Genomic DNA, 13,185 nt, shown 5'->3' with positions numbered 1-13,185 from the left:
TTAGTCAGTAATAATCACTTTTCCAAATTCTTAATGCAGGCAGCCAAGCTTGTTTCCCAATGAGGAATTTCAATACCGAATGTCTTCTTTATCTTTGTTTTATCCAATACAGAGTAATGCGGACGTGGTGCTTTAGCCGGAAATTCATCCGTGTGCAATGGACTTACCTTACAGGTTGTAATACTTGCCAGACGGTGTATCGCCAAAGTAAAATCATACCAGGAACAAACACCTTCATCACTGAAATGATAGATGCCAGGAATGATACCTTGATTGATAGCTGCAAAAATGGCACGTGCCAAGTCATTGGCGTATGTCGGCGTTCCTATCTGATCAAAGACAACACCCAAAGTTTCACGCTCGCGTCCCAGACGGATCATGGTCTTCACGAAATTATTTCCGTAAATGGAATATAACCATGCTGTACGGATAATCATGGCACGGCTACAATTCTTCAATACAACTTGTTCTCCTGCCAACTTTGTGGAGCCGTATACGGAATTGGGACAAGGGGCAACTTCTTCCGTATAAGGAATATGTCCCGTACCGTCAAAAACATAATCCGTGGAAACTTGAATCAATGCAGCGCCGCAAGCCTCAGCGGCGGCGGCCAGATATCCCGGAGCGACATGGTTCAGTTTATCACAAAGTTCAGCGTTGTCTTCCGCCTTATCGACTGCTGTATAGGCAGCACAATTCACAATAACATTTATCTGATTATTTACTACAAACGCACACACCGCCTGTTCGTCACAAATATCCAGTTCCTGCACGTCGGTAAAGAAATAGGAATGTTGAGGATTTTCTTGCGACAATACCTGCATTTCATTGCCAAGTTGACCGTTGGCACCGGTTATTAAAATATTCATTTAAAGAGTTACACTTATAAATATTAATGTTACGATGAACAATTCTCCCTTAATCCAGCTCCAATTCGCCACGCTTTTCCTTATCGTAGTAATTGGCCAGCAGTGAAACGAAACTGCTGATTGCTTCCATAGCTTTGGCAGTCCCCTGACTGATTTCTTTTTTCTGCAAACGCAGTAATAATATACCATAGAGGGCCTCGAAACAAGTCTCCAACTCCGGTTCATCCTCTTTTCCGTTTTTCCGGCGCAATTCTACAATAAAAGGCAATGCTTTGAAATAAGCGGCGTTATAAAACGGATATTGGGTGGAAGCCAGTAAAACAGCGTGCAATTCTGTCAGACTCTGTATCACATTACGGTTGATTTGCAGATGTCCTTTTTCCTTCACTCCTTCCGTACGCATCATCTCAACCAGATTGGCATACCATTCTTCTAACGCAGCACGTTCTTCTTCTGCGTAATGGGAAATGATATTATGACGTATTTCATCAATATCGCACTTATTGGCACGAAGCAAGTCTTCTACTTGCCACATATATATAAGGTATTCGGCAATATTCTTTTCTTTCAGTTGTTTTGCAATCTTCATCGGGAAATTATCAATTATCAACTATCGTTTATCAACTAATACAAAGATTCTCCCATCAAAGTAAACACCAACCCAAGCACAGACACCACCATGACAATACTTCCGATGATACGGTTCAATATCCAAATACCACGCAAATTAAATTGCGTACGAACTTTATTTACAAAATAAGTAATACCGAACCACCATGCTAAAGCGCCTAAAGCAATGGCAAAATATCCCGTAACAGCCTCAAATACCAATACTCCCTCACTTACAAAAGCAAAACGAGCAAAAAGGCCGACAAACAGAAAGATAATCAGTGGATTGGAGAGTGTAACGGCAAAAGCAGTGATGAAGTTATGAAAATAAGATCCTTTGTTGGTAGAAACCGGACGAATAGATTGTACAGGATTGCTGCGAAACGTATAAATACCAAATACCAATAACAAGATACTTCCGAAAAGTTGCAGGTAAAAAATATTCTTGTTAACATAATCAAAAACGAAACTCATCCCGTAGCCCGTCAACAAAGCATATGCAATATCACTCAAAGAAGCTCCTATACCGGTTACAAAACCATACCAACGTCCTTTATTCAAAGTACGCTGGATGCACAATACCCCTACAGGCCCCAATGGTGCGGACACAATAACACCGATTATGAATCCTTTCCATAATATGTCAAATATGGTCTCTATCTGAATCATGCCTGCAAATATCGGACTTTTTTATGAGACGAACGAATAGAGTTAACGTTTTTTCGACGGAAAAGGATCTTAAAAGTAAAGAATATCCCTTTTCAGACCTGATATTTATATGTTTAGATATATTAAGAGAATTACATTACAAAAACATCAAATATATTTTAGTCTCCTAATGGATAAAAGGTAAGGAAAAAAGGGTATCCTTCAGGGTTGAAGTTTTTATCGACCAGACAAATTCAAGTAAACTTGATTATAATTCATTCGATTTCCCTATCTTTGCACTCAGGAAGAAAAGATGAAGAAACTATTTTTTAGTAACTTCAATCGTAAAATCGTAAAATCGTAAAATCGTAAATATAACTATGATTCTTTTTTTCAGAACCCCATCCAAGAGCGTGATTGCCGTAGAATGTGACCACGAACTCCCACAAGCAGACAGCGACAAACTCTGCTGGCTTTTTGGAGAAGCCACCCCCGAAAGTGAAGACAACCTGAAAGGACATTTCGTAGGCCCGCGCCGTGAAATGATTACTCCTTGGAGTACAAATGCCGTGGAAATCACCCAAAACATGGGTTTGGAAAGTATCACCCGCATTGAAGAGTACTTCCCTGTAAAAGATGAAAACGCAGAGTATGACCCGATGTTGCAACGTATGTATAAAGGGTTGGATCAGAATGTATTCACAACCAATCGTCAGCCTGAACCTATTGTTCACATTGAGGATCTGGAAGCATACAATGAAAAAGAAGGTCTTGCACTTTCTAAAGAAGAAATGGACTATCTTAAGAAAGTAGAGAAAGACCTTGGGCGCCCTCTGACCGATTCCGAAGTGTTTGGTTTCGCACAAATCAACTCAGAGCACTGTCGTCATAAAATCTTCGGCGGTACTTTTATCATTGATGGAGTAGAACAAGAGTCTTCTCTTTTTCAAATGATTAAGAAAACCACTCAAGAAAATCCCAATAAGATAATTTCCGCTTATAAAGATAATGTAGCTTTTGCCGAAGGTCCGATTATCGAACAGTTTGCCCCGGCAGACCATTCAAAACCTGATTATTTTCAGGTGAAAGATATCAAAAGTGTCATCTCACTAAAAGCTGAAACACATAATTTCCCAACAACTGTAGAACCGTTCAACGGCGCATCAACCGGTACGGGTGGAGAGATCCGCGACCGTATGGGTGGCGGTAAAGGTTCCTGGCCAATTGCAGGAACTGCTGTTTATATGACTTCATATCCCCGTACGGACGAAGATCGTGAATGGGAGAATATCTTACCTGTACGTCAATGGTTATATCAAACGCCGGAACAAATTTTAATCAAAGCTTCCAACGGTGCCAGCGACTTTGGTAACAAATTTGGTCAGCCATTGATTTGCGGTTCCGTACTTACTTTTGAGCACAAAGAAAAAAACGAAGTTTATGGGTACGATAAAGTCATCATGCTTGCCGGCGGTGTAGGTTACGGTACACAACGTGACTGCCTGAAAGGTGCTCCTGAAGCCGGAAACAAAGTAGTTGTAATCGGTGGTGATAATTATCGAATCGGTTTGGGTGGTGGCTCTGTATCGTCAGTAGATACCGGACGCTACAGCAGCGGCATCGAATTAAATGCCGTACAGCGTGCTAATGCAGAAATGCAGAAACGTGCCTACAATGTAGTGCGTGCCCTCTGTGAAGAAGAAAACAATCCGGTTGTTTCCATCCATGACCATGGTTCTGCCGGACACGTCAACTGTTTGTCCGAGTTGGTAGAAGAATGTGGCGGCTTAATTGACATGAATAAATTGCCTATCGGTGACAAGACATTGTCAGCCAAAGAAATCATCGCCAATGAAAGTCAGGAACGTATGGGCTTACTCATCCAGGAAGAAGCAATTGACCACGTACGCAAAATAGCCGAACGCGAACGCGCTCCAATGTACATAGTCGGTGAAACAACCGGAGATCATCGCTTTGCTTTCCAACAAGCTGACGGTATCCGCCCGTTCGATCTTGCCGTAGAACAAATGTTCGGTTCCTCTCCTAAAACTTATATGGTAGACAAGACTGTGGAGCGCCATTACGAAATGCCGAAATATGAGCTTCCACAGTTACATGAATATCTCACAAACGTACTTCAGTTGGAAGCTGTTGCTTGTAAAGACTGGTTGACCAATAAGGTAGACCGTTCCGTAACAGGTAAAATTGCCCGTCAGCAATGTCTGGGTGAACTTCAGTTACCGTTGAGCGACTGTGGTGTAGTTGCTTTGGATTTCCGTGGCGAGAAAGGTATTGCAACTTCTCTCGGCCATGCTCCCCAAGCAGCACTTGCCGATCCGGCTGCCGGCTCAGTACTCTCCGTCAGTGAGGCATTGACCAATCTTGTTTGGGCTCCTCTTGCCGAAGGTTTGGACAGCGTATCACTCTCGGCCAACTGGATGTGGCCTTGCCGTTCACAGGAAGGCGAAGATGCACGTCTTTATACTGCAGTAAAGGCATTGAGCGATTTCTGCTGTGCCCTACAAATCAATGTACCGACAGGTAAAGACTCTCTCTCCATGACCCAGAAATACCCCGACGGAAGTAAAGTCATTGCTCCAGGTACAGTGATTGTTTCTGCAGGCGGTGAAGTCTCCGATGTAAAAAAAGTCGTTTCTCCTGTTCTCGTCAACAATGAGAAGACTACTATTTATCATATTGATTTCAGTTTCGACAAGCTGAAACTTGGTGGTTCTGCGTTTGCACAATCCTTGGGTAAAGTAGGTGACGAAGTGCCTTGCGTACAAGACGCCGAGTACTTCCGCGATGCTTTCCTTGCTGTACAAGAATTAGTGAACAAAGGCTTAATTCTTGCCGGACACGATATCTCAGCCGGTGGCCTTATCACCACTTTACTGGAAATGTGCTTCTCCAATGTAGAAGGCGGTATGGAAATCAATCTGGATAAAATAAAGGAAGAAGACCTCATCAAAATTCTATTTGCAGAGAACCCGGGTATCGTTATCCAAGTAAGCGACAAACATAAAGAAGAAGTAAAACAAATACTGGAAAACGCCGGTATAGGTTACGTAAAACTCGGTAAGCCGACAGATGAACGCCATATCCTTGTTTCCAAGAATGGCGCTACCTACCAATTTGGTATAGACTATATGCGTGACGTGTGGTACTCATCTTCTTATCTGCTCGACCGTAAGCAATCCATGAACGGTTGTGCCAAAAAACGTTTCGAGAACTATAAAATGCAACCAATGGATTTAACCTTTATGCCTCAATTCAAAGGTAAATTCTCTCAGTATGAAATTGATCCGAACCGTCGCAATACAACCGGTATCCGTGCGGCCATTATCCGTGAGAAAGGCACCAACGGCGAGCGTGAAATGGCTTACTCACTCTATCTTGCCGGTTTCGACGTAAAAGACGTGACCATGACTGATCTTATCAGCGGACGTGAAACATTGGAAGACGTAAATATGATTGTTTATTGTGGTGGTTTCTCCAATTCCGATGTTCTCGGTTCTGCCAAAGGATGGGCAGGCGCGTTCCTATTCAACCCGAAGGCTAAAGAAGCCCTTGATAAGTACTATGCCCGCGAAGATACCCTTTCATTAGGTGTCTGCAATGGTTGCCAATTGATGATGGAACTCAATCTTATTAATCCTGAACTAAAGAAACAAGGCAAGATGTTGCATAACGACTCCCACAAGTTTGAGTCCCGTTTCCTCAGCGTTACTGTTCCTACCAACCGTAGTGTAATGTTTGGTTCATTGAGTGGTAGTAAATTGGGTATTTGGGTAGCTCATGGAGAAGGTAAGTTCTCACTGCCTTACGATGAAGATAAGTATAACGTTGTACTAAAATACACTTATGACGAATATCCAGCCAACCCCAATGGTTCAGATTATTCAATAGCCGGTTTAGCAAGTGCCGACGGACGCCACTTGGCAATGATGCCTCACTTGGAACGTGCCATCTTCCCGTGGCAGAATGCTTATTATCCTGCAGATCGTATAAATTCCGATCAGATTACCCCGTGGATAGAAGCCTTCGTCAATGCACGTAAATGGGTAGAAAACAAGAAAAAATAAAAACATTTTATATCACTTTCCACAGAAACTTACAGACGCGGATTTTTCTATAATCCGCGTCTGTTTTTGCTTATTATTCCTTGCGTATTCTCCATTTTTTTTTGCATATCATAAACAAATTCACTACTTTTGTGTTAATTTTTAGTCCCCCCAGAATTTATCATCATATTCAAACCCTAAATAGGTTATTTATGAGAAAGTTTTTCATTTTTCTTGTGTACCTTTTGTCTTCACTTTTTTGCACCGCTCAGACATATAAATATATTGGTGTAGAAGATGGACTAAGTAATAGACGGGTATACGCAATTCAAAAGGGGCCCAAAGGTTACATGTGGTTTCTGACACACGATGGGATCGATCGCTATAATGGTAAAGACTTCAAACAGTACAAGTTAATGGATGGCGAAGAAGAAGTCAACTCCATGATGAACTTAAATTGGCTCTATGTAGATACCCAAGACAGATTATGGCAAATCGGCAAGAAAGGCCGCGTGTTTCGTTATGAGAATAAGCATGATCGCTTCCAACTGGTATATAAGTTACCCGACAGTGAATCCAAAAACCGTCATACTCCTGTCACTTTCGGTTATATCGACAATAACGATATCGTATGGTTATGCAATGATAAAGCCATATACTTATATGATAGCAAAACAGACAAGTCCATTGTAATTCGAAACGCTATTGAAGAAAACATAACAAAGATTGTACAGATAGACAGTTTACACTATTTTATTGGAACAGATGTCGGCATACATTATGCAGAGTTGAAGAATAATATTCTGTCACTCAGTCCTTGTGACAAACTTGATACATTGCAATTCCAGATCAATGAACTCTATTTCCATAAAGGTAGTAATAAAGTATTTATTGGAACGTTTCAAAAAGGAATATTCGTGTATGACCTGAACCTTCATCACACGGTCATGCTGAAATCTGGTTTGGAAGATATTAGTATCAACCGTATCTGTATCTTTGGTGATAATGAGATACTGATCGCCACCGATGGCGCAGGAGTTTACAAAATGAATGTAGACACCTATAAATGCGAACCATATATTATAGCCGATTATAATCGTTATAATGCCATGAACGGCAATACCATCAATGATATATATGTTGATAATGAACAACGAATCTGGATGGCCAACTATCCTATCGGCATTACTGTACGAAATAACCGATATAACGATTATAAATGGATAAAACATTCTATCGGAAATCCTCAGTCGCTTATCAATGACCAAGTAAATGCCGTCATGGAAGATACTGATGGTGACATGTGGTATGCCACTAATAATGGAGTAAGTTTATACGTTGAAAAAACAAAGCAATGGCATTCCTTCCTCAGTGTATTCAATAAGGATAACCACAACCAAAACCATACATTTATTTCACTATGCGAGGTAAGCCCTGGTATCATTTGGGTAGGAGGCTACAGCTCCGGTATCTACGAAATAGATAAAAAGAATTTGTCTGTAGACTTTTTTACACCTTCTTTATTTAGTAATCTAAATATCCGTCCGGATAAATATATCCGTGCCATTACCAAAGATAATAAAGGGAATATATGGTCGGGAGGCTATTATAATCTCAAAAAGATAGACTACGTAAATAAGAAAATAGAATATATTCCCGGATTGGACGGAATTACGGAAATCATTGAGAAGAACGACCAATACATGTGGATAGGTACTGCCAATGGGCTTTACTTATTAGAAAAATCAACTGGCAAATATCAATATATCCCAATGCCGGTAGAATCGATCTATATATATTCTTTATATCAATCACCCAAGGGTTTATTATATATAGGAACCAATAATTCGGGATTGTTGATTTATAATCCTCAAACTAAAAAGTTTGAACATTTCCATAAAGATAACAGTGCACTTATTTCCAATAATATATATACTATACTCTCCGATGGGAAACTAGATATATTCTTAAGCACGGAACACGGTTTATCCAGTTTCAATCCTACAGAAAAGACTTTCCACAATTGGACTAAGGAACAAGGTTTAAAATCAGATCACTTCAGTGCAGCTTCGGGTACATTACGCAAAAATGGAAATATCATCTTTGGCAGCACGGACGGTGCCATTGAATTTGATAAAAACATGGTATTACCACGTGATTATAAGTTTAAGATGATCTTCAGTGACCTCCGCGTATTCTACCAAACCGTTTATCCTAAAGATAACGGTTCTCCATTAATGGTGGATATAGACGAAACAAAAACCTTACAATTAAAATATAATCAGAATATATTTTCTTTAAACGTTTCGACTATCAACTATGATTATCCTTCTCTCATTCTATATTCTTGGAAGTTGGAAGGTTTTTACAACGGATGGAGCCGTCCGGGACAGGAAAACATTATCCGTTTCACGAATTTGAGCCCCGGCGAATACACATTGCGTGTACGTGCCATCTCCAATGAAGATCGCCGCATTATTCTGGAAGAACGTGCGATGACTATCATCATTGAACAACCCATCTGGCTTAGTATATGGGCTTTATTACTATACGCCATAATCATCATAGCGATTGCAAGTATCACTTTGCGCGTTATTGTAATGCGTAAACAAAGAAAAATATCCGATGAGAAAATACGGTTCTTCATCAATACTGCACACGATATCCGTACCCCATTGACACTTATCAAAGCTCCTTTGGAAGAAATTGCCGATCGCGAGACATTGAGCGACAATGGACGTAATAATATCAATACTTCCTTACGTAATGTAAATGCCCTGTTACGTTTGACAACAAACTTAATCAACTTTGAGCGTGCCGATACATATACATCCAGTCTCTATATATCCGAATATGAATTGAATGCCTATATGACAGAAACTGTCAATGCCTTCCGTTCATACGCCAATGTAAAACATATTAATCTAACTTATGAAACGAACTTCCGTTATCTGAATGTTTGGCTGGATAAGGATAAGATGGATTCAATTCTGAAAAATCTTATATCCAATGCCTTGAAATATACTCCTGAAGGTGGAAGTGTACATATCTATGCAGGCGAAAGTTCGGACAACTGGTGTATTGAAGTGAAGGACACCGGTATCGGTATTCCCGCATCTGAACAAAAGAAACTGTTCAAGATACATTTCAGAGGTAGCAATGCTATCAATTCCAAGATTACCGGTAGTGGTATCGGATTGCTTTTGGTAGGTAAACTCGTAAGTATACACAAAGGTAAATTGAGTTTTACCAGTACCGAAGGTAAGGGTTCCAATATGAAGGTTACGTTCCCGAAAGCAGAGAAATATTATCGTAAAGCTATACAGCGCCCTCCATTGAAGGGTGAGAAAGTGGTTTACTCGGAAGCTGGCGTACCAGTCAGTATTTCTCAGCCAGACAGTAGCATCTACGAAAACATGAAACAGCAAACTCTTGAAGCTGAAGAACGTCAGAAAATATTGATCGTAGAGGACAATGATGAATTACGTAACTACTTACGTAATTCCCTTTCTGAGGAATATAATATACAAATATGCAGTAACGGCAAAGATGCGCTCATCATTGTGAAAGAATATTTCCCAGACCTGATTATTTCTGATATCATGATGCCCGAAATGTGTGGTGATGAATTATGTAAGGTGATAAAGAGCGATATCACTACCTCCCACATTCCTATCATCTTGCTCACAGCCCTCAATACAGATAAAAACATTATCGAAGGATTACAAATTGGTGCAGATGAATACATTGTGAAACCGTTCAATATCGGAATTCTTCGTGCCACTATAGCCAACCTCTTGGTAAATCGCGCCATCTTGCGTCGTAAATATGCCAATTTGGAATTAGACGATGATGAAAATCATAGCGATTGCATCAACTGTTCTTCGGATAAGGAATGGAAATTTATCGCAACCATTAAGAAAAGCGTAGAAGATAATATGGATAATTCCGACTTCACTGTCGATACGCTTGCCAAATTGCTAAATATGAGTCGAAGTAGCTTCTACTCCAAACTCAAAGCATTAACAGACCAGGCACCAAGTGACTACATACGTTTTATCCGCTTGAAATATGCCGCCAAACTGCTGAAAGAGCAAAAGCATACAGTCACCGAGATTGCGGAAATGACAGGTTTCAACGACGCCAAATATTTCCGTGAGGTATTCAAGAAATATTTCAATATGAGTCCGAGTCAATATGGTAAACAAGATTCAGAAGAAGTAAAGGAAAAAGAAGAAAAATGAATATGTATATCGAAGCGTTCTCCATTTTTTTCAAAATAGGAGCATTTACTATTGGAGGTGGTTACGCCATGGTACCGCTGATTGAGAATGAAATTGTAACCAAACGTAAGTGGATAGCTCAGGAAGATTTTATCGATTTACTTGCCATATCGCAATCGGCTCCAGGTATCCTTGCTGTTAACATTTCCATCTTTATCGGTTATCGACTACGCGGATTGAGGGGAAGCATTATCACTGCCTTAGGTACCATATTACCTTCTTTTCTCATTATCCTTGCCATAGCGCTGTTTTTCCATAACTTCAAGGACAATGTTTATGTGGAACGTATTTTCAAAGGTATACGTCCAGCGGTGGTTGCTTTGATTGCCGCCCCCACATTCAGCATGGCTAAATCAGCCCGGATCAATCGCTATAATATCTGGATACCTGTTATTTCTGCCTTGCTTATTTGGTTACTGGGCTTCTCCCCCATCTGGATCATTATTGCTGCCGGAGCGGGCGGTTACTGTTTCGGACGTTGGAAACATCGGAAAGACAAGAAATAAAGAGTTCCGTCAATGATAAATTACCAATCACTAACCATTAATCACTTATCATGATATTCCTTCAATTATTCTATACTTTCTTCAAAATCGGCCTTTTCGGTTTTGGCGGTGGATACGCCATGCTTTCTATGATACAAGGTGAAGTAGTCACTCGTTATGGCTGGCTCTCGTCACAGGAATTTACAGACATTGTAGCTATCAGCCAAATGACTCCGGGTCCCATCGGCATCAATTCCGCTACCTATGTAGGCTTCACGGCAACGGGAAGTATATGGGGTTCTGTTGTAGCTACCTTTGCAGTAGTATTACCCTCATTCATCCTGATGCTCACCATCAGTAAGTTTTTTCTGAGATATCAAAAACATCCGTCTGTAGAAGCAGTATTCAGTGGACTCCGTCCGGCAGTAGTAGGCTTGTTGGCATCTGCCGCATTGGTATTGATGAATACAGAAAACTTCAATTCTCCTATGGAAGACCTCTATTCTTTCATCATGAGTGTAATAATTTTTCTCGTTGTTTTTATTGGAACGAAAAAATACAAGGCCAATCCAATATTAATGATTATCATATGCGGAATTGCAGGACTTATACTCTACTAAAAAAGAGTTATACCCTTTATCCCTTAACTATATTACAGTAAGGAACAAAGGGTATAACCCCAACATATAAAGAGTGTATATCTATAATTTCACCTTTTTCCCAACTGATTTTGATTCATTATGCAAGCGGTCTAATGCCGTCACAACATAGCGATACTTGGTTTTTCCGTTATCGTACGGTAATTTATAGAAAGTATTGCGTGTGATAGCAACAATATGCGACGGATCATCTATATTCACCTTCTCTTTTGAAGCAAAACGATACACCACATACTGTACCGGACGATTCATTTCGTCATCATATTTCGGTGCTGTCCAGAATAAGATATATCCATCCTCGGTCCATACCGGCTTCATCTTACGTACCTTGTCGGGTGCTTCATTATCCATAAAATCAAAAACAGGAGGAAGAGCCGGATACTTATGATACTCTGCAATCAAAGCACTCCGGTAGTTACCTACATTTTCCACCACTGCACTTGCAGGCCACTGACAACTGCCTCCAATCGTCTGATAAGCACGTTGCAGAGCCATCTTACGGGGAAGCTGGTTAATCGACGGATTTTGCGGATCAGCATTCTGTACCGTATTCATCACAGACTGCCCGATGAACAGAGGGCGATTTTCCGAATGCTTGGCCCACCACTTTACCAAAGTCTCATAATCGGCAGCCGGATGACCTATCTGCCAGTATATTTGGGGGATATTATAATCAATCCAACCTTCTCGCGCCCATAGTAACACATCTGCATACAGATCATCATAATTCTGCAAACCGTTGGTCTTACTGCCCAACGGATCATTCTTTTCATTGCGATAAATACCAAAAGGACTAATACCGAACTTCACCCAGGGTTTCAGTCCACGAATAGTTTCGTGTATCTTCTTGATCAATATATTCACATTACTGCGACGCCAATCTGCTTTATTAGCAAAACCGCCACCAAAACGTGCAAAACTGGCATCATCCGGGAAGTCTGTCCCTTTGATTGGATAAGGATAGAAATAATCGTCCATGTGAATAGCATCCACGTCATAACGGGATACAATATCAGTTATCACTTTACAGATATGATTACGGCTCTCGGGCAAAGCCGGATCAAAATAAATCTGATTACCATACGTCACAAACCATTCGGGATGTTCCCTGTAAACATGAGTCGGAGCAAGTTCATTCTTCAATGAGGTTTTTACCCGGTAAGGATTTATCCAGGCATGAAACTCCATGTTCCGTTTATGACATTCTTCAATCATAAACTGCATCGGATCCCAAAAAGGTTCGGGCATCTTACCTTGCACACCAGTCAAATAACGGCTCCATGGTTCATATTGGGATGCGTAGAGCGCATCCGCCTCAGGACGTACTTGAAAGATGATGGCATTAATACCCGCTCCCTGTAAAGAATTTAACTGGTTTATCAATGTTTGTTTCAAGGTCTCAGTTGGTATACCACGAAACTGTCCATTCACTGCCTGAATCCAGGCAGCACGAAATTCACGTTTAGGATATGCAGATGGTATTTGCACTTGTGCAAAAATTCCTCCTGCCATCATCAACAAGAGGAATAAACATAAAAGGAATTTTACTTTCATTTTTCAGTTACAAC

At 40.6% G+C, this 13,185-nt stretch carries 8 protein-coding genes; 4 read left to right on the top strand and 4 right to left on the bottom strand.

Features of this window, described 5'->3' with window-relative positions; all coding sequences use genetic code 11:
* Positions 1-14: 14 nt before the first annotated feature.
* From rfbD to C1A09_RS13155, 3 genes are read right to left on the bottom strand one after another with little or no spacing between them, the layout of a single operon-like run.
* Positions 15-869: a dTDP-4-dehydrorhamnose reductase gene (gene rfbD, locus C1A09_RS13165; RefSeq protein ID WP_101544959.1), complete on the bottom strand. Its 855-nt coding sequence runs from the start codon at positions 867-869 to the stop codon at positions 15-17.
* A 49-nt stretch (positions 870-918) separates the two neighbouring features.
* Positions 919-1,458, bottom strand: coding sequence for a DUF4924 family protein (locus tag C1A09_RS13160; RefSeq protein WP_101545132.1), 540 nt, complete (start codon positions 1,456-1,458; stop codon positions 919-921).
* Positions 1,459-1,493: 35 nt separating this feature from the next.
* The gene (locus tag C1A09_RS13155; RefSeq protein ID WP_101544957.1) at positions 1,494-2,147 is read right to left on the bottom strand and encodes a LysE family translocator; all 654 of its coding nucleotides are present in this window, start codon (positions 2,145-2,147) and stop codon (positions 1,494-1,496) included.
* A 359-nt stretch (positions 2,148-2,506) separates the two neighbouring features.
* Here C1A09_RS13155 and purL point away from each other — a divergent pair, with 359 nt between their 5' ends.
* From purL to C1A09_RS13135, 4 genes are all read left to right on the top strand, one after another.
* On the top strand, positions 2,507-6,211 hold the full coding sequence (purL, locus tag C1A09_RS13150; protein ID WP_101544955.1) for a phosphoribosylformylglycinamidine synthase: 3,705 nt from the start codon (positions 2,507-2,509) through the stop codon (positions 6,209-6,211).
* 191 nt (positions 6,212-6,402) lie between these two features.
* Positions 6,403-10,434, top strand: a complete 4,032-nt coding sequence (locus C1A09_RS13145) for a hybrid sensor histidine kinase/response regulator transcription factor (protein WP_101544953.1) — start codon at positions 6,403-6,405, stop codon at positions 10,432-10,434.
* Positions 10,431-10,979, top strand: a complete 549-nt coding sequence (locus C1A09_RS13140) for a chromate transporter (RefSeq protein WP_101544951.1) — start codon at positions 10,431-10,433, stop codon at positions 10,977-10,979. Before C1A09_RS13145 ends, C1A09_RS13140 begins: the two co-directional genes overlap by 4 nt.
* A gap of 50 nt (positions 10,980-11,029) precedes the next feature.
* Positions 11,030-11,578 (top strand): chromate transporter, encoded by a 549-nt coding sequence (locus C1A09_RS13135; protein WP_101544949.1) that lies wholly within the window; start codon positions 11,030-11,032, stop codon positions 11,576-11,578.
* Positions 11,579-11,659: 81 nt separating this feature from the next.
* Here C1A09_RS13135 and C1A09_RS13130 read toward each other — a convergent pair whose 3' ends face one another.
* Entirely contained in the window at positions 11,660-13,171 is a 1,512-nt protein-coding gene (locus tag C1A09_RS13130) for a glycoside hydrolase family 10-like protein (protein ID WP_101544947.1), read from the bottom strand.
* Positions 13,172-13,185: the final 14 nt, after the last annotated feature.

Origin of the sequence: Bacteroides cutis (genome assembly GCF_900241005.1) — a bacterium.
In the GTDB taxonomy this organism is placed as follows: Bacteria; Bacteroidota; Bacteroidia; order Bacteroidales; family Bacteroidaceae; genus Bacteroides; species Bacteroides cutis.
Note: the sequence above shows the minus strand (reverse complement) of the source record. Positions and strands in the feature narration are given on the sequence as shown.

Excerpts from the sequence above, each read along its gene's own strand:
- rfbD (WP_101544959.1), bottom strand. The coding sequence starts at position 869 with ATGAATATTTTAATAACCGGTGCCAACGGTCAACTTGGCAATGAAATG.
- C1A09_RS13160 (WP_101545132.1), bottom strand. The coding sequence starts at position 1,458 with ATGAAGATTGCAAAACAACTGAAAGAAAAGAATATTGCCGAATACCTT.
- C1A09_RS13155 (WP_101544957.1), bottom strand. The coding sequence starts at position 2,147 with ATGATTCAGATAGAGACCATATTTGACATATTATGGAAAGGATTCATA.
- purL (WP_101544955.1), top strand. The coding sequence starts at position 2,507 with ATGATTCTTTTTTTCAGAACCCCATCCAAGAGCGTGATTGCCGTAGAA.
- C1A09_RS13145 (WP_101544953.1), top strand. The coding sequence starts at position 6,403 with ATGAGAAAGTTTTTCATTTTTCTTGTGTACCTTTTGTCTTCACTTTTT.
- C1A09_RS13140 (WP_101544951.1), top strand. The coding sequence starts at position 10,431 with ATGAATATGTATATCGAAGCGTTCTCCATTTTTTTCAAAATAGGAGCA.
- C1A09_RS13135 (WP_101544949.1), top strand. The coding sequence starts at position 11,030 with ATGATATTCCTTCAATTATTCTATACTTTCTTCAAAATCGGCCTTTTC.
- C1A09_RS13130 (WP_101544947.1), bottom strand. The coding sequence starts at position 13,171 with ATGAAAGTAAAATTCCTTTTATGTTTATTCCTCTTGTTGATGATGGCA.